General features: G+C 71.0%; 23 protein-coding genes, 1 pseudogene and 2 riboswitches. Of the genes and pseudogenes, 13 read left to right on the forward strand and 11 right to left on the reverse strand.

The window, feature by feature from the left end; translation table 11 throughout:
- Positions 1-43: 43 nt before the first annotated feature.
- The 5 genes from SJY14_RS06110 to SJY14_RS06130 all read right to left on the reverse strand — a co-directional run bounded on the left by SJY14_RS06110 (position 44) and on the right by SJY14_RS06130 (position 4,037).
- Positions 44-928: an ABC transporter permease gene (locus tag SJY14_RS06110; protein ID WP_396600083.1), complete on the reverse strand. Its 885-nt coding sequence runs from the start codon at positions 926-928 to the stop codon at positions 44-46.
- On the reverse strand, positions 915-1,856 hold the full coding sequence (locus SJY14_RS06115; protein WP_396600252.1) for an ABC transporter ATP-binding protein: 942 nt from the start codon (positions 1,854-1,856) through the stop codon (positions 915-917). Before SJY14_RS06115 ends, SJY14_RS06110 begins: the two co-directional genes overlap by 14 nt.
- A 91-nt stretch (positions 1,857-1,947) precedes the next feature.
- Entirely contained in the window at positions 1,948-3,039 is a 1,092-nt protein-coding gene (locus tag SJY14_RS06120) for an outer membrane lipoprotein carrier protein LolA (protein WP_396600084.1), read from the reverse strand.
- A 123-nt stretch (positions 3,040-3,162) separates the two neighbouring features.
- Entirely contained in the window at positions 3,163-3,474 is a 312-nt protein-coding gene (locus tag SJY14_RS06125) for an antibiotic biosynthesis monooxygenase (RefSeq protein ID WP_054147586.1), read from the reverse strand.
- Between the two features lie 80 nt (positions 3,475-3,554).
- Complete coding sequence (locus SJY14_RS06130; protein WP_055974070.1) at positions 3,555-4,037, reverse strand: FBP domain-containing protein; 483 nt, start codon at positions 4,035-4,037, stop codon at positions 3,555-3,557.
- Positions 4,038-4,099: 62 nt separating this feature from the next.
- On the opposite strand from SJY14_RS06130, the gene SJY14_RS06135 reads away from it, so the two are divergent.
- Positions 4,100-4,933, forward strand: coding sequence for a putative protein N(5)-glutamine methyltransferase (locus tag SJY14_RS06135; RefSeq protein WP_396600253.1), 834 nt, complete (start codon positions 4,100-4,102; stop codon positions 4,931-4,933).
- Positions 4,934-4,946: 13 nt separating this feature from the next.
- Here SJY14_RS06135 and SJY14_RS06140 read toward each other — a convergent pair whose 3' ends face one another.
- Entirely contained in the window at positions 4,947-5,429 is a 483-nt protein-coding gene (locus SJY14_RS06140; RefSeq protein ID WP_396600085.1) for a hypothetical protein, read from the reverse strand.
- A gap of 118 nt (positions 5,430-5,547) precedes the next feature.
- On the opposite strand from SJY14_RS06140, the gene SJY14_RS06145 reads away from it, so the two are divergent.
- The 4 genes from SJY14_RS06145 (at position 5,548) to gcvP (ending at position 11,085) form a co-directional block, all read left to right on the forward strand.
- The gene (locus SJY14_RS06145; RefSeq protein ID WP_054144917.1) at positions 5,548-6,000 is read left to right on the forward strand and encodes an SseB family protein; all 453 of its coding nucleotides are present in this window, start codon (positions 5,548-5,550) and stop codon (positions 5,998-6,000) included.
- 146 nt (positions 6,001-6,146) lie between these two features.
- Positions 6,147-6,250: riboswitch (glycine riboswitch) on the forward strand.
- A gap of 1 nt (position 6,251) precedes the next feature.
- Positions 6,252-6,363: riboswitch (glycine riboswitch) on the forward strand.
- 262 nt (positions 6,364-6,625) lie between these two features.
- Positions 6,626-7,756, forward strand: a complete 1,131-nt coding sequence (gene gcvT / locus SJY14_RS06150) for a glycine cleavage system aminomethyltransferase GcvT (RefSeq protein ID WP_396600254.1) — start codon at positions 6,626-6,628, stop codon at positions 7,754-7,756.
- A gap of 27 nt (positions 7,757-7,783) precedes the next feature.
- The gene (gene gcvH, locus SJY14_RS06155; RefSeq protein WP_396600086.1) at positions 7,784-8,161 is read left to right on the forward strand and encodes a glycine cleavage system protein GcvH; all 378 of its coding nucleotides are present in this window, start codon (positions 7,784-7,786) and stop codon (positions 8,159-8,161) included.
- Positions 8,162-8,265: 104 nt separating this feature from the next.
- Positions 8,266-11,085: an aminomethyl-transferring glycine dehydrogenase gene (gene gcvP, locus SJY14_RS06160; RefSeq protein ID WP_396600255.1), complete on the forward strand. Its 2,820-nt coding sequence runs from the start codon at positions 8,266-8,268 to the stop codon at positions 11,083-11,085.
- A 267-nt stretch (positions 11,086-11,352) separates the two neighbouring features.
- Here gcvP and SJY14_RS06165 read toward each other — a convergent pair whose 3' ends face one another.
- Positions 11,353-12,180, reverse strand: coding sequence for a CPBP family intramembrane glutamic endopeptidase (locus SJY14_RS06165; RefSeq protein ID WP_396600087.1), 828 nt, complete (start codon positions 12,178-12,180; stop codon positions 11,353-11,355).
- A 287-nt stretch (positions 12,181-12,467) separates the two neighbouring features.
- Between SJY14_RS06165 and SJY14_RS06170 the strand changes: the two genes are divergently transcribed.
- The 4 genes from SJY14_RS06170 to SJY14_RS06185 all read left to right on the forward strand — a co-directional run bounded on the left by SJY14_RS06170 (position 12,468) and on the right by SJY14_RS06185 (position 17,866).
- Positions 12,468-14,090: an ABC transporter substrate-binding protein gene (locus tag SJY14_RS06170; protein ID WP_071256781.1), complete on the forward strand. Its 1,623-nt coding sequence runs from the start codon at positions 12,468-12,470 to the stop codon at positions 14,088-14,090.
- 149 nt (positions 14,091-14,239) lie between these two features.
- On the forward strand, positions 14,240-15,169 hold the full coding sequence (locus SJY14_RS06175; protein WP_043595472.1) for an ABC transporter permease: 930 nt from the start codon (positions 14,240-14,242) through the stop codon (positions 15,167-15,169).
- Positions 15,159-16,112 (forward strand): ABC transporter permease, encoded by a 954-nt coding sequence (locus SJY14_RS06180; RefSeq protein WP_043595470.1) that lies wholly within the window; start codon positions 15,159-15,161, stop codon positions 16,110-16,112. The genes SJY14_RS06175 and SJY14_RS06180 overlap by 11 nt, the downstream gene beginning before the upstream one ends.
- Positions 16,109-17,866 (forward strand): ABC transporter ATP-binding protein, encoded by a 1,758-nt coding sequence (locus SJY14_RS06185; RefSeq protein ID WP_055974057.1) that lies wholly within the window; start codon positions 16,109-16,111, stop codon positions 17,864-17,866. The genes SJY14_RS06180 and SJY14_RS06185 overlap by 4 nt, the downstream gene beginning before the upstream one ends.
- A gap of 69 nt (positions 17,867-17,935) precedes the next feature.
- On the opposite strand, the gene SJY14_RS06190 is transcribed toward SJY14_RS06185, so the two are convergent.
- Complete coding sequence (locus SJY14_RS06190) at positions 17,936-18,163, reverse strand: hypothetical protein (RefSeq protein ID WP_143048703.1); 228 nt, start codon at positions 18,161-18,163, stop codon at positions 17,936-17,938.
- Between the two features lie 211 nt (positions 18,164-18,374).
- Here SJY14_RS06190 and typA point away from each other — a divergent pair, with 211 nt between their 5' ends.
- Together typA and SJY14_RS06200 are read left to right on the forward strand one after the other, a co-directional pair.
- Positions 18,375-20,285, forward strand: a complete 1,911-nt coding sequence (typA, locus tag SJY14_RS06195) for a translational GTPase TypA (protein WP_055974054.1) — start codon at positions 18,375-18,377, stop codon at positions 20,283-20,285.
- A 121-nt stretch (positions 20,286-20,406) separates the two neighbouring features.
- Positions 20,407-20,922, forward strand: coding sequence for a hypothetical protein (locus tag SJY14_RS06200; protein ID WP_396600088.1), 516 nt, complete (start codon positions 20,407-20,409; stop codon positions 20,920-20,922).
- A gap of 54 nt (positions 20,923-20,976) precedes the next feature.
- Here the strand turns inward: SJY14_RS06200 and efeB are convergent, their stop codons facing one another.
- Genes efeB through efeU form a run of 3 tightly spaced genes read right to left on the reverse strand, consistent with a single transcriptional unit; the run spans position 20,977 to position 24,355 of the window.
- Positions 20,977-22,266, reverse strand: a complete 1,290-nt coding sequence (gene efeB, locus SJY14_RS06205; protein WP_396600256.1) for an iron uptake transporter deferrochelatase/peroxidase subunit — start codon at positions 22,264-22,266, stop codon at positions 20,977-20,979.
- Positions 22,263-23,459, reverse strand: coding sequence for an iron uptake system protein EfeO (efeO, locus tag SJY14_RS06210; protein ID WP_396600089.1), 1,197 nt, complete (start codon positions 23,457-23,459; stop codon positions 22,263-22,265). The genes efeB and efeO overlap by 4 nt, the downstream gene beginning before the upstream one ends.
- Positions 23,456-24,355, reverse strand: coding sequence for an iron uptake transporter permease EfeU (efeU, locus tag SJY14_RS06215; RefSeq protein ID WP_396600090.1), 900 nt, complete (start codon positions 24,353-24,355; stop codon positions 23,456-23,458). The genes efeO and efeU overlap by 4 nt, the downstream gene beginning before the upstream one ends.
- A 187-nt stretch (positions 24,356-24,542) precedes the next feature.
- Between efeU and SJY14_RS06220 the strand changes: the two genes are divergently transcribed.
- Both SJY14_RS06220 and fdxA read left to right on the forward strand, forming a co-directional pair.
- A complete protein-coding gene (locus tag SJY14_RS06220; RefSeq protein ID WP_396600091.1) occupies positions 24,543-25,889 on the forward strand; it encodes a PIG-L family deacetylase in 1,347 nt (448 codons plus the stop codon).
- Between the two features lie 5 nt (positions 25,890-25,894).
- Positions 25,895-26,185: pseudogene (gene fdxA, locus SJY14_RS06225) on the forward strand (ferredoxin); the annotation flags it as partial.
- Between the last annotated feature and the right edge of the window lie 26 nt (positions 26,186-26,211).

A 26,211-nucleotide genomic window follows, 5' to 3' on the forward strand; every position in this document is an offset into this window, starting at 1 on the left:
GATCCACGGTAACCGTGACCGCCGACAGCGGCGCGCCGACGGGTCAGCTCAGGACGTCCTTGGTGGTGAACCGGCCGAGCGCCAGGGCACCGAAGACCACGACGTAGCCGGCCTGCAGCAGGGCGTTGGCACCGAACGAGTCCCACGAGACCGGGTCGCGCATCAGGTCGGCGAAGCCCAGCCAGTGGTGCGTGAACAGCCAGGGGTCCAGGACGTCCAGCTGCGGCAGCGCATCGACGATCTGCGCGACGGTCGAGAGCACGATCGTGGCGGCCATGGCACCCACCGGCACGCTCGTCAGCGTCGAGGCGAAGACGCCGATCGCCGTGAGCCCGAGCAGCGACATGGTCACGTAGAGCGCCATCAGCAGCAGCCTCAGCGCATAGTCGCCCAGGCCGATCGTCTGCCCCGAGAGCAGGGTGACCGGCCCGACCGGGAACAACGCGGCACCGGCGATCGCCCCGAAGACGACCACGACGAGCGTTGCGGCGAGGCAGAACGCCGCCGCGGCCGCGTACTTGACGAGCAGGAGGCGCACCCGGCCCACCGGGGTCACCAGCAGGTACCGCAGGGTGCCCAGGCTCGCTTCGCCCGCGATCGTGTCGCCGGCGACGACCCCCACGGTCAGCGGCAGGAAGAGCGGGATCGCCACCGTCAGGGCGGTGAGCGAGACGAAGAGGCCGTTCTGCGTGATGTCGCCGAGGAAGGCCGGTCCGCGAGAACCGTCGCCGTCGGACGACGTGACCCGGACGGCGACGGCGAGCAGCACCGGGATCAGGGCCAGCGCGGCGAGCAGCGCGATCGTCCGGACGCGGCGGAAGAGCACCGCCAGTTCGCTTCCCAGCAGGGCGAGACCCAGCCCGCCCCGCGTGCGGTCGGCGGGGAGGACGGCGTCGGGACGGGTGTCCCGGGAGTCAGCCGGCGACATCGAAGCCCTCCCCGGTCAGGTCGACGAAGCGGTCCTCGAGGCTGGCTCCGGCCACCTCGAACCCGCGCACGCGCACGTCCGCGGCGACGAGGGCGACCACGATCGACTCGGGCGAGAGCCCCTCGACGGCGAGTTCGGCCTCCACGCTCACCGAACCGCCTGCGGTCGCGGGCGTCGCGTCCGGCCGGGCCCGCGCCTCCGGGGCGAGTCCCAGGCGGACGAGGACGTCGCGGGCGGCGTCCGGGTCGGGCGTGAGCAGGCGGACCCGGTGCGTGCCGAGTGCGCGGAGGTCGTCGAGCGTGCCCTGGGTCAGCAGGCGGCCGGCGCTCATCACGCCGATGTGCGTGCACATCTGCTCGACCTCGCTGAGCAGGTGGCTCGAGACGAAGACGGTCGTGCCCTCGTCGGCGAGGGAGCGGATGAGGGTGCGGACCTCGCGCGTCCCCTGCGGGTCGAGGCCGTTGCTGGGCTCGTCGAGCACCAGTAGGTCTCGCGGCATCAGCAGGGCGTTCGCGATGCCGAGGCGCTGCTTCATGCCGAGGGAGTACGCGTGGGCCTTCTTCGAGGCCGCGTGACCGAGGCCGACGCGGTCGAGGGCGGCGTCGACACGGGCACGGCGCGTGGCGGCCGGGGCCGAGCGGTCGCCCGAGTCGAGGCGGTGCAGGTTCGCCCGGCCCGACAGGAACGGGTAGAACGCCGGACCCTCCACCAGGGCGCCGACCCGAGGCAGCACGCGACGCAGGTCGTCGGGCATGGACCCGCCGAGCACCCGGATGTCGCCGCTCGACGCCGAGGTGAGTCCCAGCAGCATGCGGATCGTGCTGGTCTTGCCCGAGCCGTTCGGGCCGAGGAACCCGTAGACGCTGCCGTGCGGCACCGCGAGGTCGACACCGTCGACGGCCCGCTGGCGGCCGAACTGCTTCGTCAGGCCGGTCGTCTCGACGGCGAACGCCCCTCGGGACGCGTCGTCGAGGGTCGACGCCGGGACGGCGGCGGTGTCGTGGCTCACCGGCCGGAGGTCACTGACCGGCCACGGCGGCCTGCAGCGTCGAGGCGTCGACCGCCCCGGCGAAGACCCGTCCGTCGTCGGTGAGCAGGACCGAGACCAGCGAGGTCTCGAGCACGCGGCCGCCGTCGACCTTCGTGGTCAGCTGGTCGAGTAGACCCGTGGTGTCGGCGTCGGTCGACGAGGTGCCGTCGGTCGACCCCGCCGCCGGGGTGACCCCGACGATCGTGCTCCAGCCGGAGCCGATGACGGTCTTCTCGGCGTGCGCCGCGTCGCCTTCCGACCGTCCGGAGGCGCCGGTCGGCACGGTCACGTCGGTCACGGTCGCGTCCGCCGGGGGAGTGAACGCAAAGACGGACGCCGCGGGGGCACCGAAGTCGACCGAGGTGAACCCGGCCGACAGGGCCGGGTCGCTCTGCCCCTTCGCGGCGACGACGACCTTGAGCGGGACGCCGGTCTCGGCGTCGACGGTGAGGGTCGCGCTCGCGACGAGCGTCGAGGAGTCCTTCGGGGTCAGGACGACCTGGTACGCGTCGCGTCCGGCCACCCTGACGTCGGAGTCGGCCGTGACGGTCGTCGTGGGCTCGACCGACGACAGGACGAGGTCGGCCAGTTCGGCCGGGGTCTGCGGCACGGCGGTGCCGTCGGGCAGGGCGCTCGGCTTCTCGACGGCCCCCTGGTCGGGCAGCGTCGCGTGGGTCGCTTCCTTCGTCTTCGAGTCGTAGGCCCACACGCTCGATCCGTCACGGATGACGTTGCGCTCGGCGAGGTCGTCGATCACCTGCACCCTCTGCTTCGTGGCACCGTCGGCGTACACCTTGGCGGTGTGGCTGCCGGTCAGCAGTTCGAGGGCGCCGGCGGCGTCGGACGACCCGCCGCCCGTGGCCCGGGCCGACACGTCGGGCAGCCCGAGGTCAGACGTCTGCTCGATCGTGCCCGAGTAGGACGCCCCCGAGCTCGAGGCGGCGAGGGCCAGCACCTGTTGCGGGGTCTTGTCGGGCAGGTCGACGTCGGCCGTGGCCGAGACGGCGGGGACCACGATGCTCGCGGCGATGACGGCCACGGGGACGGCGGCGGCGGTGGCCCAGCGGGTGGACTTCTTCATGACGATCGCGACCTCTCACGCCGGGCCCCGAGCGGGACGGCGATTGGGCAGGAGACTACGCGTGAAGCCTGGAGATCGCTGTCACTGCGACCGACATCGGCTCGACGTCGAGCGATGTGGGCATCAGAGCTCGACGACCTCGAACTCGAGCAGGTCGGCACCGGTCGCGACGGGGCCGCGAGGGGCCTCGCCCGACCCGGCGGGGCGGGCGTGGGCGGCCTTCGCGCCGTCGGCCGACCAGGCCGCGAAGTCCTCTTCGCTGCGCCAGGTCGTCACCACGAAGTAGCGGTCGTCGCCCTTGACGGGACGCAGCAGCTGGAATCCCTCGAACCCCTCCGCCCCGTCGACCGAGTGCTTGCGCGCGGCGAAGCGTTTCTCGAGCTCGGCGCCCGAGCCTTCGGGGACGTGGATGGCGTTGATCTTGACGACGGACACGACGGTGCCTTTCGGTGGGGGGACTGGGGACGGGAGGGGTCGGCAGGAGGTGCGGTGAGGGTGTGCGGCGCGGCCGCGCGTCAGGCGGTCTTCATGACGTTGGCCGTGAAGCCCTGCACCCGCTCGGCGAGGCCGGCCGAGCGTCGCGCGATCTGCTCGGGCGGGTTGAGGTGCGGGGGAGCGACCCGGATCAGCAGCGAGCAGGCGAGGTCCTCGCAGATGTAGGTGCCGAGCGTGTTGCCGTTCAGCCCGGCCTCGCCGGCCTTGGGGGCGGTGAAGAGGCGCACCTGCGTGGCCGGCTGGGGCGAGTGGCAGAGCGAGCACATGGCGGCGATGCCGGGGCGCAGCGAACTGCTCGACGACCGGACGACGAGACCGACGGGCCGGTCGTCCATCCAGTGGACGATGTAGCCCCGGTGGTGAGCCTGGGGGTCGCGCCAGCCCAGGAACTCGCGGTCCTCCCAGAGCATCTCGTGCAGTCCGGGGATCGGCAGGCGGTCGAGGTCGCCCGGCAGGGCGTTGACGAACGACTCGCGGATGTCGTTCTCGGTCAGCGGCTTCATGTTCTCCCTCGTGCCGTCGGGTCTCGTCAGCCTACGCGTCGGTCTAGCGTGGTCGCGTGACGATCCCCGAGCCCGACCGTGAGCAGGTCGTCACCCGTCGCCTGCGGGCCGCGGGCTGCGTCTTCGCCGAGGACGAGGCGCGGTTGCTGCTCGACGAGGCCGCCGACGGCGACGCGCTCGAGTCGATGGTCGCCGATCGCGTCGCGGGACGACCCCTCGAGCAGGTCCTCGGCTGGGCGGCCTTCGCCGGGCGACGGATCGTCGTCGAGCCGGGTGTCTTCGTGCCGCGCCGCCGGACCGAGCTGGTCATGCGGCAAGCCGAGGCGGCGCTCGCCGAGGCGGCGCTCGCCGAGGCGGGTGCCGCGCGGGGTCTCGCGACCCGTCCCCTCGCCGTGCTCGAGCTCTGCTGCGGCGCCGCAGCCGTCGCGACCGTGCTCGCCGCCGAGCAGCCCGGTCTCGACCTCTGGGCCACCGACCTCGACCCGGCGGCCGTCCACTGCGCCCGTCGCAACCTCGACGAGCGGGGGACGGTCGTCCGAGGAGACCTGTTCGACGGCCTGCCGGTGTCGTTGCGCGGTCGGTTCCGGGTGATCGCGGCGAACGCGCCGTACGTGCCGACCGACGCGATCCCGTCCCTGCCTCCCGAGGCGCGCCTCCACGAGTCGCCGCTCGCCCTCGACGGCGGGGCCGACGGGCTCGACCTCCACCGGCGGATCGCCGCCGAGGTCGGCGTCTGGCTGGCGCCCGGCGGCACCCTCGTCCTCGAGACGAGCGAGCGTCAGGCCGCCGACACGCAGGAGGCGCTGGTCGCCGCGGGCCTCCGGGCCCGGGTCGTCCGCGACGACGAGATCGACGGCACGGTCGTCGTCGCCGTCGCGCCCCAGCCGGACCGGTGACCGCGACCGCGGCTCAGACGTCGGCCGGCGAGACCGAGTCGACGACGGGCGAATCGGGGGTGCCCGAGATCTGGCAGGTCCACTCGGTGGCGGGGCGACCGTCGGCGAGGTGACCCATCGTGACGGTGGCGATCGCGCCGACGTCGCTGTCGCGGACGTCGTCGGCCTCGTACGCCCAGACGTCGCTTAGGTACGGGAGGTCGGGATACTGCTGGCCGATCGCCGTGACGCACGCGTGCCACGCGGGGGGCGCCTCCTGGGCCTGGGCCGTGGAAGGAGCGGGCGGCTCGGTCGTCGGCAGCGCGGTGGCGTCGGGCAGGGCCGTCGCGTCGTCCGAGGCGGTGGGCGTGGGCGTCACCGACGCGGTGCTGGTCGGGCTCGGCGACGAGGCCGGCTCACCGCCGGCGCACCCGGACACGAGCAGCACGAGGGCCAGGCCCGCGACGGCCAGGGCCGGCGCGGCGGTTCGGTGGGACGGGCGGGGGCTGCGGGGCACGAGGGCTCCTCGAGGTGGGTGCGACACGGCGGGGTGCTGCACAGGGTAGCGATCAGCGGGGCCGCGCACCACGCGGGACGCTGAGCCGACACGGAGGTTCGCCCGGCAGGCTGGACGGATGACCGACACGGACAACCGCGAAAAGACCGCACTCGAGCAGGCCATCAGCAAGGGCCAGGCGGGTGAGGGCGACATGAACAGCGTGCTCGCCGAGTTCGTCAACGCCCAGGTCGTCGTCGCCACGGCCACCGACGCGCAGGAGTCGCTGAACGACCTGCAGCCCGTGCTCTTCGACCGCGAGGGCGTGCCGATGCTCGCCGCCTTCACCCACGTCGACATGATCGGCGAGCAGGTCAAGGGCGTGGCCGAGTTCTCGGCGACCCTCCCGGCGGCCGAACTCGTGCAGGCCATCCCGGCCGAGACCGGCCTCGTCGTCAACCCGGGCAACCGTGAAGGCTTCGAGATGCTGCCCGAGGGCGTCGCCCAGCTGGCGGACGACGTCCGCAAGCTCGTCGCCGAGCACGAGGCCGCCGGATCGCCCGAGCCGGGGCAGCCCTCGCGCGCCGTCTGACACCACCCACGACGACCCCATGACGCCCCGACCGAACCCGGTCGGGGCGTCGTTCGTCGTCCGGGCGACAGGAATCGCGTGCACACCCGAAACCTGCGCGTCACACGACGACGCTAGGCTGACGCCACAATCGAACATCGGGCCACGAACACGTCGCGGGAGAGCTCCGGTGCGCAGAGACTGCGCCGACCGGGCACCGAAGGAGCAAGCTCCCCGCCAATCTCTCAGGTACGCGTACCGCGACGGACTGGCCACTCTGAAAAGCAGGAGGCGCGAGGCGGTCGACAGACCCCTCGCCGGTCCTCGCCCACGGTGAAAACCGGCCCCGGCCGGTGAAGCTCTCAGGCCCATGACAGAGGGGGAGCCCCGAACGGCGGACCGCCGGACAGGGCTGCCCCGTCGTGCCCCATCCGCACGGCACCGTTCCCGGCCGAGACACCTGGCGGCCGGTCCGTCCCTCTCAGGAGCACCGATGTCCGACGCAGCCTCGAACCTTCCCGCCGCCCCCGGGCCCGACGACGACGACCTCCGCGGTGCCGAGGCGTCCGCCGCGCTCGACGGCGACGTCGTCCTCTCCGACGACGGCACCGAGGGCATCGCCACGGGGCCGGGCGACGCCCACGACCTGACGGGTTCCGACGAACCCGACGAGCCCGACGAGCGCTACAGCCCGTTGCACGGGGTCCACGTCGCCGCCGGCGCCGTCTTCACCGACTTCGCGGGGTGGCAGATGCCGGTCCGGTACGACTCCGACCTCGCCGAGCACCACGCCGTCCGAACCGCCGCCGGGCTCTTCGACCTCTCGCACATGGCCGAGATCGCCGTCGTCGGGCCCGAGGCGGGGGCCTTCCTCGACCACGCCCTGGCCGGCACCCTCTCGACCATCGCCGTCGGGCGGGCGAAGTACTCGCTCCTGCTCGCCGCCGAGGGCGGGATCGTCGACGACCTCGTCGTCTACCGCCTCGACGAACACGACTACCTCGTGGTGGCCAACGCGGGAAACCGCGAGGCGGCGTTCGCGGCCCTCGCGACCCGCGCCTCCGGATTCGACGTCACGGTCGACGACGAGAGCGACGACACCGCGCTGATCGCGGTCCAGGGGCCCGAGAGCGAGGGCGTGCTCGACGAACTCGTCACGGCCGACCGCCTCCAGCCCGACGCTCCGCTGTCGACGCTGCGGTACTACCGCGTGCTGCAGGCCACCTTCGACGACGCCCCCGTGCTGATCGCGCGCACCGGGTACACCGGCGAGGACGGCTTCGAGCTCTACGTCGACCCCGAGACCGCCCCGTCGCTGTGGGCCGCGATCGCCGAGGCCGGCGGACCCAGGGGACTCGTCCCCGCTGGGCTGGCCAGCCGCGACACGCTCCGTCTCGAGGCGGGCATGCCGCTCTACGGCCACGAGCTCGGCCTCGACGTGCGTCCCGACCAGGCAGGGCTCGGCCGGGTCGTCGACACCGCGAAGGACTTCGTCGGGCGCTCCAACGTCGAGCCCGCCGCCGGCGCCCGCGTCCTCGTCGGACTGACGCTCACCGGGCGTCGGGCCGCGCGGGCGGGGTACCCCGTCGTCACGGACGACGGCACCGTCGTCGGCGAGGTCACGAGCGGCGCGCTGTCGCCCACCCTCGGCCACCCGGTGGCCATGGCCTACGTCGACCCCGACGTCGTCGACCGCGGTCCCGCGCTGGCCGTCGACGTCCGCGGCACCGCCGTCGCCGCCACCGTCGTCCCGCTGCCCTTCTACAAGCGCTCCTAGGCACCCCCTCCCTCGAAAGGACCGGCCATGACCGATCTCACCACACTGAAGTACACCGCCGAGCACGAGTGGCTCCTGATCGACGGCGACACCGCCACCGTGGGCATCACCGACTACGCCGCCGACAAGCTGGGCGACGTCGTCTACGTCGACCTGCCCGCCGAGGGGACCGAGGTCGAGACCGGCACGGTCGTCGGCGAGATCGAGTCGACCAAGTCGGTCGGCGAGCTGTTCGCCCCCGCGCTCGGCACGGTGCTCGAGGCAAACCAGGCCGTCGTCGACAGCCCCGACCTCGTCAACAGCGACCCGTTCGGCGAGGGCTGGCTCATCAAGATCACCCTGTCGTCGACCGACGGCCAGGGCCTGCTCTCGCGCGACGAGTACGTCGCGCTGACCGCCGAATGAGCGCCGAGCAGACGGGCGGCTCCGTCTTCGGCGGCTGGTCCGACCAGGTCGCCACCGGTTTCGTCGACCGCCACGTCGGCACCACGCCGGGCGACCAGGCGACCATGCTCGCCGCCGTGGGGCACGACAGCGTCGAGTCGCTCGTCGCGGCCGCCGTGCCCGACGCGATCCACGCCGCGGCCGTCGAGGGCAGCGTGCTGCCCGAGCCGATCGGCGAAGAAGAGGCGCTCGCCGAGCTGCGGGCCCTCGCGGGGCGCAACCGCGTCTCGCGCAGCCTCCTCGGTCTCGGGTACTACGACACCGTCACCCCGGCCGTCATCCAGCGCAACGTGCTCGAGAACCCCAGCTGGTACACCGCGTACACGCCGTACCAGCCCGAGATCTCGCAGGGTCGACTCGAGGCCCTCATCAACTTCCAGACGATGGTGGCCGAGCTGACCGGGCTCACGACCGCGAACGCGTCGATGCTCGACGAGGGCACGGCCGTCGTCGAGGGCATGTTGCTGGCCCGTCGCGCGTCGAAGGTGAAGACCGACGTCTTCGTCGTCGACAGCGACACCTTCCCGCAGACCAAGGCCCTGCTCGCCGGCCGCGCCGAGGCCGTCGGCATCGAGCTCGTCGAGCTCGACCTCTCGGTGCTCGACCCCGCCGAGCTGCCCGAGTCGTTCGGCGTCTTCGTGCAGTACCCCTCGGCGTCGGGCTCCGTCTGGAGCCCCCGCGCCGTCGTCGAGGCGGCCCACGCCCACGGCGGCCTGGCCGTCGTCGCCGCCGACCTGCTCGCGCTCACGCTGATCGAGGCACCCGGCGAGTTCGGGGCCGACGTCGCCGTCGGCACGAGCCAGCGCTTCGGCGTGCCGATGGGCTTCGGCGGTCCGCACGCGGGCTACATGGCCGTCCGCACCGGGCTCGAGCGTCAGCTGCCCGGTCGCCTGGTGGGGGTCTCGCAGGACGCCGTCGGCCAGCCCGCCTACCGCCTCAGCCTGCAGACCCGCGAGCAGCACATCCGTCGCGAGAAGGCCACGTCGAACATCTGCACCGCTCAGGTGCTGCTCGCGGTCATGGCGTCGATGTACGCGGTGTACCACGGCCCCTGGGGTCTGCGGCACATCGCGACGCGCGTGCACGGCCACGCCTCCGACCTGGCGGCCGCGATCGGGGCGAGCGAGCTCGAGCTCGAGAGCGACTCGTTCTTCGACACCCTCCAGGTCTTCGTCCCGGGCCGGGCGGCCGAGATCGTCGCCGCGGCACACGACCGGGGCTACCTGCTGCACGCCGTCGACGGCGACTGCGTCCGCCTCTCGTTCGACGAGACCTCCACCCGTGACGACGTCCGCGTCGTCGCCGAGGTGCTCGGCGTCGACCTGCTCGCCGATGCCGTCCCCTCGGGCCTGCAGGAGGCGCTGCTGCGGACGAGCGACTACCTCACGCACCCGGTCTTCCGCACCCACCGCAGCGAGACCAGCATGATGCGCTACCTCAAGCACCTCGCCGACAAGGACTACGCGCTCGACCGCGGCATGATCCCGCTCGGCAGCTGCACGATGAAGCTCAACGCGGCGACCGAGATGGCCGCGGTCACCTGGCCCGAGTTCGCCGGCGTGCACCCGTTCGCCCCGGCCGACGACGTGGCGGGGTACCTCGACCTCATCGGTCAGCTCGAAGGGTGGCTGGCCGAGGTCACGGGCTACGACACCGTCTCGCTGCAGCCCAACGCCGGCAGCCAGGGCGAGCTGGCCGGTCTGCTCGCGATCCGCGGTTACCACCTGTCGAACGGCGACGTCGAGCGCACGGTCTGCCTGATCCCGCAGAGCGCACACGGCACCAACGCGGCCAGCGCGGTCCTCGCGGGCATGCGCGTCGTCGTGGTCGCCTGCGACGAGGGCGGCAACGTCGACCTGGACGACCTGCGGGCCAAGGTCGAGCAGCACGCGGCCCAGCTCGCGGCGTTGATGATCACCTACCCGTCGACGCACGGTGTGTACGAGCACGACATCGTCGCCCTCACCGACGCCGTGCACGCGGCCGGCGGTCAGGTCTACGTGGACGGGGCGAACCTCAACGCCCTGCTCGGGGTCGCGCGCTTCGGCGACTTCGGCGGCGACGTCTCGCACCTCAACCTGCACAAGACCTTCTGCATCCCGCACGGCGGCGGCGGTCCGGGCGTGGGGCCGGTGGCGGCCAAGGCCCACCTCGCACCCTTCCTGCCCGGCCACCCGATGGCCCAGCAGGCCGACCGACGCACGGGGGCGGCCCTCGCGGCCGACGGCGACCGCCTCGCCCACGCCGGCGTGCCGGTCTCGAGCGCTCCGTACGGGTCCCCGAGCATCCTGCCGATCAGCTGGGCCTACGTGCGCATGATGGGCACCGAGGGCCTCACCCGGGCGACCGGGGCGGCCGTCCTGGCGGCCAACTACGTCGCCGCCCGCCTGCGTGAGCACTTCCCCGTGCTGTACGCGGGCGAGAACGGCCTCGTGGCGCACGAGTGCATCCTCGACCTGCGACCGTTGCGCGACGCGACCGGGGTCACCGTCGACGACGTGGCCAAGCGCCTCATCGACTACGGCTTCCACGCCCCGACCATGTCGTTCCCCGTGGCGGGCACCCTCATGGTCGAGCCGACCGAGAGCGAGGACCTCGCCGAGATCGACCGCTTCGTCGATGCGATGATCGCGATCAAGCGCGAGGCCGACGAGGTGGCCTCCGGTCGGTACACCGCCGAGTCGAGCCCGTTGCGCGGTGCGCCGCACACGGCCGAGTCGGTCGTCGTCGGCGAGTGGACAGCCGAGTACGGGCGCGAAGAGGCCGTGTACCCGGTCCGCTCGCTCGTGCGCGGCAAGTACTGGCCGCCGGTGCGCCGCATCGACCAGGCCTACGGTGACCGCAACCTGTTCTGCAACTGCCCGCCGGCCGAGGCGTTCGCCTAGGCCACCGCCCGCTCCACGGACGGGAAACCGTCACCGCCCGATCCCGTCGGGCGGTGGCGGTTTCCTCTTGGTCCCTCGGACGTCGGCCGCCGAGTGTCGCGGAGGGCGTTCACGTAGCGGCGACCGTCCCGATCGACGCCCGGGGGACAGCTCACGCTGTGTGGCCGGCTCGGATCGCTGCGACCCGTGCGTACATCAGACTCGCCCCCCGGACGGGTGTCAAGACCCAGTTCCGGCCGTGACGGTCCGGGGCGCCCGCCCGGGGCGTCAGGAGGGAAGTCCGAAGAGGGTCGGGAAGGTGGTGGCGGCCCAGGGATAGCCCACGAAGACGGCCGCGTCCATCAGGACGTGCGCGACGACGAGCGGCAGCACCCGGCCGAAGCGCACGTACAGCCAGCCGAACGCGACGCCCATGACGACGTTGCCGACGAATGCGCCGAACCCTTGGTAGAGGTGGTAGCTGCCCCGAAGCAGGGCCGCCGTCACGATGATCGGCCACGTCCGCCAGCCGAGGTCGCGGAGGCGCGCGAACAGGTACGCGACGACGATCACCTCCTCGGTCACCCCGGCCCGCAGGGCCGAGAGCAGCAGCACGGGGACGGTCCACCAGTGCTCGCCGAGGTTCGTCGGCACCACCGTGACGGTGAGGTCGAGGGCCTTGCCCACGAGGTAGAGGCCGATGCCGGGGATGCCGATCGCGAGGGCCAGGCCGACGCCACCGAGGGTGTCCCGGCCCGCGCGCGAGAAGTCGACGCCGAGTCGGCCCAGGTGGGGCCGCTCCTCGCGCCACAGCAGGAAGGCCACGAGCAGCACCGGCACGAGGTCGACCGCCACGCCGAGCACCTGGTACGCGAGGTCGAAGAACTCGCGGCTGCTCAGCGGCGAGTTCAGCGTGGCCGTCTGCTGCGAGAGCGCGGTCTGCTGGGTGAGCCGGTTCACGATCGAGAGCACCGAGTACACCGCCGACGCGCCGAGCGAGAGGCCGAGGACGATCGCGATCTCGACCCGGAGGCGCGCGCGCGTCGTGGGGGCCGGGTACGGTGCGGGGGCCACGGGCGGCGTCGCGGGGGAGGCGGGGTCGTGGGGGCGGTTCACGGGGTGATCGTACGGGACCGGCGTGAGGGGGCCGACCCGCGCCTCCCGGGGTGGCGGAGAACAATACCTGCCAGGTGGCGGATTTCTCGCAGCCGATTCATGCGAACTTCAGGCCCAACGCGCAACGAACTGCGCGCCGACGCAACGATCCCGCGAGTTGGTTTCCGTCGTGTAACCGTTGTCGTCGGGGTTTGGTGATGCCCGAAGGGGATGCCTAGGCTCACACCATCCAACGCGGCACGGCCCCTGGGCACAGTGCTGCGTCCTTTCCCGCATCAGGAGGAACATTGAAGAAGACGCGCATGGGCCTGTCGGCCGTCGCCGTCGTGGGGACGGCAGCACTCGTCCTCACCGGTTGCGCCAGCGGCAGCGGGGACGACAGCTCGTCGTCCGGTGACGCTTCCGCGATCATCAAGACGAACGGCACCGAGCCCGAGAACCCGCTCGTCCCGTCGAACACCACCGAGACCGGTGGTGGCCGCATCGTCACCTCGATCTTCGCCGGTCTGGTCAGCTACAACGCCGACGGCACCACCAAGAACGAGGTCGCCGAGAGCATCGAGAGCGACGACGCCACCGTGTGGACCGTCACGCTCAAGGACGGCTGGAAGTTCACCGACGGCACCGACGTCACGAGCGAGTCGTTCACGAAGGCCTGGAACTGGGCGGCGAGCTTCGACAACGTCGCGAACTCGTCCGGCAGCTCGTTCTTCGAGAACTTCAAGGGCTACAGCGACACCGCGCAGAGCGACCTCGACCTCACCGTCGAGAGCCCGACCGAGTTCACGGTTACGCTCAACACCCCCGAGGCCGACTTCCCCCTGCGCCTCGGCTACTCGGCCTACTCGCCGCTGCCGGAGTCGTTCTACGCCGACCCCGCCGCGTTCGGTGAGAACCCGGTCGGCAACGGCCCTTACATGCTCGACGGTGAGGGCGCCTGGACGCACAACCAGGGCATCAAGCTCAAGACGAACCCCGACTACGACGGCAACCGCAAGCCGAAGAACGGCGGGCTCGACATCAACTTCTACACCTCGCTCGACTCGGCCTACGCCGACGTGCAGGGTGGCAACCTCGACGTGCTCGACCAGATCGGCCCGGCGGCGTTCCAGACGTACCAGAGCGACTTCCCCGACACGAACGTTAACCAGCCCGCCGCGGTGTTCCAGGGCATGACGATCCCGCAGTACCTCGCGCACTTCGGTGACGACGAAGAGGGCAACCTGCGTCGTCAGGCCATCTCGATGTCCATCAACCGCGACGACGTCACGAAGGTCATCTTCCAGGGCACGCGGACGCCGGCCAAGGACTTCACCTCGCCCGTCATCCCCGGTTACACCGACAAGCTCGAGGGCGAGAGCGTCCTCTCGTTCGACGCCGACAAGGCCAAGGACCTCTGGGACCAGGCCGACGCGATCTCGCCCTACGGCGACACCACGTTCACCATCGGCTACAACTCCGACGGTGGACACCAGGAGTGGGTGGACGCGGTCACCGCGAACATCTCGAAGACGCTGGGCATCAAGGCCGAAGGCAAGCCCTACCCGACCTTCGCCGAGTTCCGCACCGACGCCTCGGGTGGCGCCATGACCGGTGCCTTCCGTTCGGGCTGGCAGGCCGACTACCCGTCGCTGTACAACTTCCTGTACCCGACGATGGCCACCGACGGCAGCTCGAACGACGGCAAGTACTCGAACCCCGAGTTCGACTCGCTGCTCGCCGAGGGCAGCGCCGCGAGCGACGTCGACGACGCCAACGCCTCGTACCAGAAGGCGCAGGAGGTCCTGCTCAAGGACCTGCCGATCATCCCGCTGTGGTACGCGAACGTCAACGGCGTCTGGGCCGACACGGTGAGCAACGTCGAGTACGGCTGGGACTCCGTGCCGATCTACGAGAACATCACCAAGTAACCAAGTAGGGTCGTCGCTCACGCGCTCGACCGACGCTCGACGGGGTCCGGGCAGTGTTCGCACTGTCCGGGCCCCTTCGGCGGGCCCACCCACCCCTCCCTTCACACGATTGCGATAACGATGCACGCGCAGACGTCTGAGGAAGCCTGATGCTCTGGTACACCGGACGCCGGCTCCTCCAACTGATCCCCGTCTTCTTCGGGGCGACGTTCCTCATCTACTTCATGGTCTTCGCGCTGCCCGGTGACCCCGTGGCAGCGCTGTTCGGTGACAAGACCCCGTCGCCGGCCGTCATCGAGGCCATCCGCGCCGAGTACAACCTCGACCAGCCGTTCATCGTGCAGTACCTGCTGTACATCGGCGGCCTGTTCACCGGCGACCTCGGCACGACCTTCTCCGGTCGTCCCGTCGTCGACGAGCTGATCCGCGCGTTCCCCATCACCTTCCGACTCGCGATGCTCGCCCTGCTCTTCGAGGCCGTCGCCGGCATCGTCGTCGGTCTGATCGCGGGCCTCCGCAAGGGCAAGCTCTTCGACACGAGCGCCCTCGTCGTCAGCCTGCTGCTCATCTCGGTGCCGACGTTCGTCATCGGCTTCCTGCTGCAGTACGTCTTCGGCATCCAGCTCGGCCTGTTCCGCACGACGGTCAGCTCGCAGGCGCCGTGGGACGAACTTGTGCTGCCGGCCATCGTGCTCGCCTCGGTGTCGTTCGCGTACATCGTCCGGCTGACCCGCGCCTCCGTGTCCGAGAACTCGAGCGCCGACTTCGTGCGCACCGCGTCGGCCAAGGGGCTCACCCGTGGCCGCGTCGTCACCGTGCACATCCTGCGCAACTCGCTCGTCCCCGTGGTCACCTACCTCGGCGTCGACATCGGTTCGCTGATGGTCGGTGCCATCGTGACCGAGGGAATCTTCAACATCCAGGGCGTCGGCGGCACCGTCTACCGGGCGATCACGCTCGGCGAGGGCCCCACCGTCGTCTCGTTCGTCGCCGTGATGGTGATCATCTTCATGATCGCCAACCTCCTCGTCGACCTGCTGTACGCCCTTCTCGACCCGAGGATCCGCTATGCCAAGTAACGACTCGTCGGCGTTGTCCGCCGACCACTTCGTCGCCGATCTCGACGAGACGCCCGTCAAGGCCGTCGACGCGATCGACGAGTCCGAGAAACCCCGCAGCAGCTGGAACGACGCGTGGGACGCCATGAAGCGTCGCCCGACGTTCTGGATCGCGGCGTTCCTCATCGTCGTCGTCATCGTGGTGGCGCTCTTCCCCGGTCTGTTCACGAGCGTCTCGCCGACGGCTGCCGACCTGCCCCGGAGCAACGAGGGCCCGTCGGCCGGCCACCTGCTCGGTTTCACGTTCCAGGGCACCGACGTGTTCGCCCGCATCGTCTGGGGCACCCGTGCGTCGCTCACCGTCGGTCTGATCGCGACGATCATCGTCACGGTCGTCGGCATCGTGATCGGCTCGCTGGCCGGCTTCTACGGTGGATGGCTCGACGCGGTCGTCTCGCGCATCGGCGACATCTTCTTCGCGATCCCCACCGTCCTCGGTGCCATCGTGCTGATGTCGATCCTGCCGACGCGGACGCCCCTCACCGTGGCCCTCGTGCTGTCGGTCTTCGCCTGGCCCCAGATCGCCCGCGTCATGCGCGGTTCGGTTCTCAGTGCCCGGGCCGCCGACTACGTCACGGCCTCGGCCGCGCTCGGGGTGTCCCGCTTCCGCATCCTGGTCCGGCACGTCGTGCCGAACGCCATCACCCCGGTCATCGTCGTGGCGACCGTCTCGCTCGGCACGTTCATCGTGGCCGAGGCGACGCTGTCGTTCCTCGGCATCGGGCTGCCGCCGAGCACCATGTCCTGGGGCAACGACATCAACGCGGCGCGCAACTCGCTCCGTGTCGCGCCGATGCCCCTCTTCTGGCCCGCTGCGGCGCTGTCCGTGACGGTGCTGTCGTTCCTCCTCATGGGCGACGTCGTGCGCGACGCCCTCGACCCGAAGGCGAGGGCACGTCGATGACCGACACCTCCACCCGCCCCGAGACGGCAGGCACCGCTTCGTCGTCGACGCCCCTGCTCGAGATCAAGGGCCTGAAGATCGGCTTCAAGACGCAGGCCGGGTACGTCGACGCCGTGCGCGGGGTCGACCTCACGATCCGTCAGGGCGAGAGTCTCGCGATCGTGGGCGAGTCCGGCTCGGGCAAGTCGACGACTGCCACGTCGATCATCGACCTCCTGCCCGGCACCGGCGAGGTCACGGGCGGCCAGATCCTCTTCGAGGGCAAGGACCTCACGAAGGTCAGCGCAGCCGAGATGCAGGCCATCCGCGGTCGTGACATCGGCTACGTCCCGCAAGACCCCATGTCGAACCTCAACCCCGTGTGGAGCATCGGCTTCCAGGTCGAGGAGGCGATCCGGGCGAACGGTGTCGCGACGGGCAAGACCGCGGTCCGCCAGCGCGCGGTCGACGTCCTGAAAGAGGCCGGACTCAACGACGCGGGCGACCGCCTCAAGCAGTTCCCGCACCAGTTCTCGGGCGGCATGCGTCAGCGTGTGCTGATCGGCATCGGCCTGTCGTCGCGGCCCAAGCTCCTGATCGCCGACGAGCCCACCTCGGCTCTCGACGTCACGGTCCAGCGCCGCATCCTCGACCACCTCGAGACCCTGACCCGCGACTACGGCACCTCGGTGCTCTTCATCACGCACGACCTCGGCCTCGCCGCCGAGCGCGCCGAGAAGCTCGTCGTGATGTACAAGGGTCGCGTCGTCGAGTCGGGACCGTCGAAAGAGATCCTCGCCAACCCGCAGCACCCGTACACGCAGCGGCTGGTCGCGGCCGCGCCGTCGCTCGCCAGCCAGCGCATCCAGTCGAGCATCGCGCCCACGCACTCCCACGGGCTCGAGATCTCCGACGAGGGTGCCGACGATGCCGAGCTCATCGCCCGCGCCCGTCAGCGCGAGGAGGCCGGGAAGAAGGACTCCGAGTACATCTCGGTGACGAACCTGTCGAAGGTCTACAAGATCCGCCAGGGTGGCTTCAAGACGACCGACCTGCGGGCCGTCGACGACGTGTCGTTCTCGATCCCGCGGGGCACGACGATGGCGCTCGTGGGTGAGTCCGGCTCGGGCAAATCGACCGTCGCCAAGCTCGTGCTCCAGCTCGAGTCGATCACCTCGGGCACCGTGTCGGTCGGCGGCCAGAGCGTCGGAGCACTGAAGGGCCGAGACCTCTTCGACTTCCGTCGTCGGGTCCAGCCGGTCTTCCAGGACCCCTACGGTTCGCTCGACCCGATGTACAGCGTGGGCAACACGATCGCCGAGCCGCTCGTCACGCACGGCATCGGCGACCGCTCCAGTCGTCAGGCCCGCGTCCGCGAGTTGCTCGATCAGGTGTCCTTGCCCGCGTCGACGGTCAACCGGTACCCGAACGAGCTCTCCGGTGGTCAGCGTCAGCGCATCGCCGTGGCCCGAGCCCTCGCGCTCAAGCCCGACGTCATCGTCCTCGACGAGGCGGTCTCGGCCCTGGACGTCCTCGTCCAGGGGCAGATCCTCGACCTGTTGACCGACCTGCAGACCGAACTCGGGCTGACCTACCTCTTCATCACGCACGACCTCGCCGTCGTCCGCCTCATCGCGGACAACGTGAGCGTCATGCAGAAGGGTCGCGTCGTCGAGGCGGGCACGACCGACGACATCTTCGCGAACCCGGCCCAGCAGTACACGCGCGAGCTGCTCGAAGCGATCCCCGGCGCGAACTTCGAGTTCGGCCGCTGAGCCGTTCCGCGACCACGAAGGGCCCCGCCGTCCGGCGGGGCCCTTCGCGGTCGCGGATGTCGGTCGGCGTCAGGCGCTGTAGGTGAAGTTCCAGGTCTTGGAGCCCGAGTAGTACGTGCAGGCCGACGTGATGGTGAGTCCGGTCTGGCGGTACGTCTTTGCCCCGGCGTTGCAGGCGTTCAACGACGAGTAACCGGGCGAGGTGCTGGCGACCGCCGCTTGGGCGGCCGCGGGAGCAGCGATGGCGCCGGCGACCAGGCCGACCCCCAACAATACGGATGCGATGCGCTTCTTCATGGTGTCCTCCGTTCGGCGGGCGGTTCGCCCAGAACTCGACGCTCCCACCGGGGCGAAAAGGTGACAAGAGGTCATGTGGGGGACCTGAAGCGTCCCCCTCGCCTCCGGGGAAACCTCGGCGGAGGGGCCTCTTTACCATGTGCCGTAGACTGTCTTCGCCGGGCTCTGACCCGACCACTTCCCCCTCTCTCTTCTCGTAAGGAACACATCCATGGCGACTGCCATCCGCAGCGACCTGCGCAACGTGGCGATCGTGGCCCACGTCGACCACGGCAAGACGACCCTCGTCGACGCCATGCTCAAGCAGACCAACTCCTTCGACGCGCACTTCGACACCGAAGACCGCATGATGGACTCGAACGAGCTCGAGCGCGAAAAGGGCATCACGATCCTCGCGAAGAACACCGCGGTGCTCTACAACGGCGAGCACGCGACCGACGGCCCGATCACCATCAACGTGATCGACACCCCCGGCCACGCCGACTTCGGTGGCGAGGTCGAGCGCGGCCTGTCCATGGTCGACGGCGTCGTGCTGCTCGTCGACGCGTCCGAAGGCCCCCTGCCCCAGACGCGCTTCGTGCTGCGCAAGGCCCTCGCGGCCAAGCTGCCCGTCATCCTGCTGGTCAACAAGACCGACCGCCCCGACGCGCGCATCGACGAGGTCGTCGCCGAGTCGCAGGACCTGCTCCTCGGCCTCGCGAGCGACCTGAGCGAAGAAGTCGACGACCTCGACCTCGACGCCATCCTCAACGTCCCCGTGGTCTACGCCTCGGGCCGCAACGGCGCCGCGTCGACCAACAAGCCCGCCGACGGCTCGCTGCCCGACAACGCCGACCTCGAGCCGCTGTTCGACGCCATCCTCACGCACGTGCCCGCGCCGACCTACGACGACGAGCACCCCCTCCAGGCGCACGTCACCAACCTCGACGCCTCGCCGTTCCTCGGTCGCCTCGCCCTGCTGCGCGTCTTCCACGGCACGCTGAAGAAGGGCCAGACCGTGGCCTGGGTCAAGGCCGACGGTTCGGTCGTCAACGCCCGAATCACCGAGCTGCTGATCACCAAGGCTCTCGACCGCTACCCGGCCGAGAGCGCGGGCCCCGGTGACATCGTCGCCGTCGCCGGCTTCGACACCATCACCATCGGCGAGACGCTGTCCGACCCCGACGACGTGCGCCCGCTGCCGACCATCACGGTCGACGACCCCGCCATCTCGATGACCATCGGCACGAACACCTCGCCGCTCATCGGCAAGGTCAAGGGCCACAAGCTCACCGCCCGCATGGTCAAGGACCGCCTCGACCGCGAGCTGATCGGTAACGTCAGCCTCAAGGTCGTCGACATCGGACGCCCCGACGCGTGGGAGGTCCAGGGTCGTGGCGAGCTCGCCCTGGCCATCCTCGTCGAGCAGATGCGCCGCGAAGGCTTCGAGCTCACCGTCGGCAAGCCCCAGGTCGTCACCCGTCGCGACGAGAACGGCAAGCTCCAGGAGCCCTTCGAGCACATGACGATCGACGTGCCCGACGAGTACCTCGGAGCCATCACGCAGCTGATGGCCGCCCGCAAGGGCCGCATGGAGAACATGGCGAACCACGGCTCGGGCTGGGTGCGCATGGAGTTCATCGTCCCCTCGCGCGGCCTGATCGGCTTCCGGACGCAGTTCCTCACCGACACGCGCGGCACCGGCATCGCCAACGGCATCAGCCACGGCTACGGCCCCTGGGCCGGCGAGATCTCGACCCGCACCAACGGCTCGATCATCGCCGACCGCTCGGGCGTCGTCACGCCCTTTGCGATCATCAACCTGCAAGAGCGCATGTCGTTCTTCGTGCAGCCGACCGAAGAGGTCTACGAGGGCATGGTCGTGGGCGAGAACTCGCGCGCCGACGACATGGACGTCAACATCACCAAAGAGAAGAAGCTGACCAACATGCGTCAGTCGACGGCCGACAACTTCGAGTCGATGACGCCCTCCAAGGTGCTGTCGCTCGAAGAGTCCCTCGAGTTCGCCGGTGACGACGAGTGCGTCGAGGTCACCCCCGACGCGATCCGCATCCGCAAGGTCGAGCTCGACGCGTCGGCCCGCCAGCGCAGCACCGCTCGCCTCAAGAAGCAGAACGCGTAAGCACCACCGCTCCACAGCACCACCCGCCGAGGAGGCGGTCCGCACCACTGCGGGCCGCCTCCTTCGTGCATCGTCGGCACGTTCTGCGCCCGCCCCCAGCGACCACGGTTAACCTCACGGGGTGCTGATCCAGAAGACGACCCTCGCCCGCTCCGCCGCCACGCTCGCGCTGGCGGCCGGCCTCGTGTCCGGTCTCACCGCCTGCGGTGAGGGTTCGCCCGTCGACAACATCGTGGGTGGCGCGATCGACAGCGGCATCGAGGGCCTCAAGAGCAACGCGCAGAAGGCCGTCGAGGACGCCGCCGGCGAGGCGCTGAACGGTGCCGGCATCACGACCGACGGCACCCTGCCCGCGAGCTTCCCGGCCGAGGTGCCGCTCGTCCCAGGGACGACCCGTGGTGGGGGAGCAGGCCCCGACGGCACCGGATGGGTCGCCCAGATCACCGTCTCGGGCGCCGACCAGTTCGCCGTCGCCCAGCAGCAGCTCGAGGCCGCCGGCTACACGGCCTCGGGGGTCGACACCGACGCCGAGAGCGGCTTCGGCACCTTCACCGGCGCCGCGTACCGCGTCGTGCTCACCGTCTCGACCGACAGCGAGGGCCAGGCGATCGCCACGTACGTCGTCACGGCCGTCTGACGACCTGCGGTGAGTCCCGCGGCCTCGGCGGGTCCCGAGTCGTCGGGAGCCGCGTCAGCCGAAGAGCGTCTCGCCGACCCAGCCGTCCCGCGACGCCCCCGGCGGCACGGCGTAGATCGCTGACCCGACGTGCTTGACGTACTCGTTCATCCGGTCGTTCCGCGAAAGCGCCTGCTGGATCGGCACGTACTGCCGCCGCGGGTCACGGTTGAACGCGATGAAGAACAGCCCGGCGTTCAGGCGGCCGAGTTCGTCGTTGCCGTCGACGAAGTTGTAGCCCCGACGCAGCAGCGTGGCCCCGTCGTTGTTCTGCGGGTGCGCCAGGGCGACGTGCGAATCGGGGGCGATGGCCGGACCGCCACCGGTCGAGGCGGCGGCGGCGAAGTCGGGTGCCGTGAACTCGGTCCCGCCCGAGAGCGGGGCCCCCTCGCCCTTGTCGCGGCCCACGACCGTCTGCTGCTCGGCCAGAGAGGCGTGGTCCCAGGTCTCGATCGTCATGCGGATCTTCCGCGCGACGAGGTACGAGCCGCCGTCCATCCACCCCGCGCCGTCGGACGCGGTCGCCCAGACGCCGTCGTCCACCGCGTCGACGTCCTCGGCCTTCACGTTGGCCGTGCCGTCCTTGAAGCCGAAGAGGTTGCGGGGCGTCGTCTGGCCGCGGGTCGTCGACGAGGTGCGGCCGAAGCCCAGCTGGGACCACCGCAAGGAGGCGCGGCCGAAGGCGATCCGCGAGAGGTTGCGGATCGCGTGCACCGCGACCTGGGGGTCGTCGCTGCACGCCTGGATGCAGAGGTCGCCGCCGCTCGCGGCCGCCACGAGCTGGTCGCCCGAGAAGTGCGGCAGGTCGACGAGGGCCGGAGGCCGCTTCGAGGCGATTCCGAAGCGGTCGGTGCCGTCGGCGGTGGTGAACAGGGTCGGCCCGAAGCCGATCGTGACCGTGAGTCCGGCGGCGGGCAGACCCGTGGCCTCGCCCGTGTCGTCCGGCGGTGCCAGGAGGCTGCCGCCCGTGGCACCCGTCGGGCTGACGTCGAGGCCTGCCGTGAGTCTCGACGCCGCGTGGCTCCAGTCCTTCAGCAGCTCGACGAGGTCGGCGCGGGAGACGCCGTCCGCGACGTCGAACGAGGCGAAGTGCAGGCGGTCCTGCGCGGCGGTGACGATGCCCGACTGGTGTCGACCGAAGAACGGGTACGACGCCGAGGCGCCGGACGACCCGTCGGCGTGCGCCTGGACGGCTCGGTCGGTGCCGATCCCGACCCCGAGGCCCAGGACGCCGGCTCCGACGCCCGTGCCGACGAGTCCCAGCAGACCGCGGCGCGAGAGGCCGCTTCCGTCCGTCACCGTCAGGCGACCAGTGCCGAGGTCAGCTCGCTGAGCGGCTCGCTGAGCGCGTTGACGGCGTCCGACAGCTTCTTCTTGTCGGCGTCGGTCAGGTCGGTGTACGAGGGGTAGCCCGCGTCGAGGCTGCCGTAGCCCGCGAGCAGCGTCTCGACCTTCGTCAGCTGCGCGTCGATCGAGGTCGCCAGCTCGGGGTCCTTCTGGTCGACGATGTCACGCACTCCGTCGAACGCCACCCGGGCGCCCTCGAGGTTGCCCTGGAAGTCGTAGAGGTCGGTGTGCGACCAGATCTCCTCCTCGCCGGTGATCTTGCCGGTGGCCACCTCGTCCATCAGGCCGACCGCGCCGTTGGCGATCGTGTCGATCCCGACCGTGAAGTCGCTCGCCGTGACCTCGTCGTAGAGGTCCTTCGTGTCGCTCGTCAGCAGGTCGGCGTAGTGCGTGCGTTCGTCGGCCGTCAGGGGGACGTACGCCGCGCCTCCGTCGTCTGCCGCCGAAGGCTGCCAGAGGTCCTTCTCGATGCGGTGCCAGCCGGTCCACTCGGTGCCGGGCTCGACGTCGGCCTCACGGAAGTCGATCTTGGGGTCGAGGTCGCCGAAGGACTCGGCCACGGGCTCGATGCGCTCGTAGTGCGCCCGCGCGGAGGGGTAGAGCGAGCGCGCCTTCTCGTCGTCGCCGGCGGTGTACGCGGCGAGGAACTCGTCGGTGGCCGTGACGAGCTGCCCGGTCTGGTCCTTGACGTAGCCGACGTAGGCCGTCGCCGCGGCGTCGATCTGCTGCTTCTCGCTGCCCGTGGCCTCGACGGCCGCGCCAGAGTCGGTCACCGTGAAGGAGGCGCGCACACCTTCTCCGACGAGCCCCGGGACGCAGGCGGTGAAGTAGTCGCCGGCCGGCACCGAGACCGTCATCGAGCCCGTGGTGCCGGGGCCGATGTTCTCCTTCTCGCTGATGATGCGGAGGCCGTCCTCGGCGAGCAGCTCGAACTCGCTGTTGTCGCTGCCGGTGTTCGTCATGGTGAACGTGACGGGGCCGCTCGGTACCGACGTGGTCGAGAGCGAGCACGTGTCGTCGGAGCCGTCGACGGTCACGGCGGTGGCCGCGGAGGAGCCGGCGGGGGAGTTCGCGACGCACCCGCTCAGGGCCAGTGCGAGCGCGGCGACGCCCGAGGCGACGGCGAGGGGGCGGAGGGGGCTGGCGGTCATCGGGATGCTCCTGCGGTGCGGGGGGACGGGGTGGTCGGGGAGGCGGACGTGCCGCGGGTCGTGGACGAGCCGGACGTGCTCGGGGTGCCGGGGCGACGCCGGCGGGTCGCGCGCACGAAGAAGGGGATGACGACGGCGAGGTAGGCGAGCCAGACGACCACCTGCAGCCAGCTCGGCGTCGGCGTGAAGTTGACGAGCCCCTGCAGGAGGGTGCCGTACCAGCTGGTCGGCGGCACGGCCGCGCTCACGTCGAAAGCCAGGGAGGCGCGGCCCGGCAGCACGGACGCCTCCTGCAGGTCGCCCACCCCGTAGGCGAGGACGCCCGCCGCGACGACGACGAGGAAGTAGCCGGTCACCCGGAAGAACCGGGCGACGTCGAGGCGGACCACGCCGCGGTAGATGGCCACCTGGATCGCGACCGCCGTGAGGATGCCGAGCAGCGCGCCCACCAGGGGCGTCGCGCCGCCGCCGGTCGACTGCACCGTGGCCCAGACGAAGAGGGCGGTCTCGATGCCCTCGCGTCCGACCGAGAGGAAGGCCAGGGCGACGATCGCCCCGGCACCGCCGACGAGCGCCCGCTCGAGGCCCGACTCGAGTTCGCCGCGCAGGCCGCGCGCGGTCCGGGCCATCCAGAACACCATCCAGGTGACGAAGCCCACGGCCACGATCGAGAGTCCGCCGCCGATGATCTCCTGGGCCTGGAAGGTGAGTCCGTAGGTGCCGAAGGTCAGCACGGCGCCGAGTCCGAGGGAGAGGACGACCGCGGCGCCGACACCCAGCCAGAGGCGGGGGAGGACGTCGCGCCGGCCGATCTTGACCACGTAGGCGATGAGGATGCCGACCACGAGAGCGGCCTCGAGGCCCTCTCGGAGTCCGATGAGGTAGTTGGCGAGCACGGGACGGCTTTCTCGGAGGGGAGTGGAGCTCGTCGTCGAGCAGGGGCGGGATCGGGCTCACGGTGGGCCACGCCGGGCCAGGCCGGGCCGGAACGGGACCGAACGGGCTGGTATGGTTAGGCTAACCTCACTTAGGGCACCCTGAGCCAGACCGACAGTAGTGCGGGGCGGCATATCCTGTCCAGTGATGAACTCCTCCGCCTCGCCGACGCCCGCGTCGCCCTCGACCGCCGGCGACCCGCGGCTCGAGCGCGTGCTCTTCGTCCACGCCCATCCCGACGACGAGACCATCACCACGGGTGGCACCATCGCCGCCCTGGTCGAGGCCGGTGCCGCCGTCACCGTGGTGACCTGCACCCGAGGTGAACTGGGCGAGGTCATCCCCGACGACCTCGCCGTCCTCCGAGACGACCAGGCCGCCCTCGCCGTCCACCGCGAGGGCGAGATCGCCGCCGCCATGCACGACCTCGGCGTCGACGACCACCGGTTCCTCGGTTCGCCGGGAGCCCGCACGCCCGGCCTCCCCGAACGGGCCTACCGCGACAGCGGCATGGTGTGGCGGTCCGACGGCGTGGCCGGGCCGACGCCCGACCTGCACCCCGCGGCCTTCTGTGCCGCCGAGTTCGGCGAGGTCGTGAGCGACCTGTCGGCCGTCGTGCAGTCCGTGCGCCCGACCGCGATCATCAGCTACGACGAGGACGGCGGCTACCACCACCCCGACCACGTCCGGGCCAACCGGGTCGCCGTGCGCGCCGCGCGCCTCGTCGGCGTGCCGTTCTTCGCGATCGTGGCCGGCGCCGAGTCGGCCGAGGGCGCCGAAGCCGAGGCCCTCGCCACCGACGTCACCGTGCTCACGATGGACGCCCGGCACGTCGCACCCCGCAAGCTCGCGGCGCTGCGCGACCACCGCAGCCAGGTCGAGGTGGTCGACCTCCCGGGCGGCCAAGCCGGCATCCGCTTCCCCCACGGGGCCGTCGAGCCCGTGACGGTCCGCGAGTCGTTCCGCTTCGTGCCCGAGCCGACAGCCGACGGGGGCGCCTCCGAGATGGCGCAGATGACGACGGGCGGCCGCGTCGCCGCGCTCGTGTTGGCGCTCGCCGCCGGGGCCGTGTTCGGCACCATCGGCACCGTGATGCACCAGTCGACGATCACCGTCGCCGGCTCGCCGGTCTGGTCCGGGCTCGTGCTCGCGCTGCTGATGAGCCTCACGCTCCTCGCCGGTCTCCGGTCGGTCTTCGGCTCCAGGGCCATGGCCGGCGCCGCCGCCGTCGGGCTGCTCGGGGCGCTCGTGGTCCTGTGGCAGGCGAGTCCGGGCGGGTCGATCCTCGTGCCCGACAACACGCCCGCCCTGGTCTGGCTCGGCGGGGTGTTCCTGATCTGCCTCGTGGTGCTCGGGTGGCCGCGGTTGCGGGGCCCGGCCGCCGGGGGCGCGACGCCGCCCGGCGACTCGACCCGCGCCTCCTCGGTCGAGGCACAGCCGGCAGACGATAGGCTGGACGCCCTGCCCGACGCGAAGGGAACCCCCCAGACGTGACGTACGTGATCGCACTTCCCTGTGTCGATGTCAAAGACCGTGCCTGCATCGACGAGTGCCCCGTCGACTGCATCTACGAGGGCGAACGCTCGCTCTACATCCACCCCGACGAATGCGTCGACTGCGGTGCGTGCGAGCCGGTGTGCCCCGTCGAGGCCATCTACTACGAAGACGACCTGCCCGACAAGTGGGCCGAGTACTACAAGGCCAACGTCGAGTTCTTCGACGAGATCGGTTCGCCCGGCGGCGCGGCCAAGGTCGGCGTCATCGCCAAGGACCACCCCGTGATCTCGGCGTTGCCCCCCAGGGCGCCGGCGCCTAG

It is taken from the genome of Frigoribacterium sp. R86507, from assembly GCF_044597695.1.
Classification (GTDB): domain Bacteria; phylum Actinomycetota; class Actinomycetes; order Actinomycetales; family Microbacteriaceae; genus Frigoribacterium.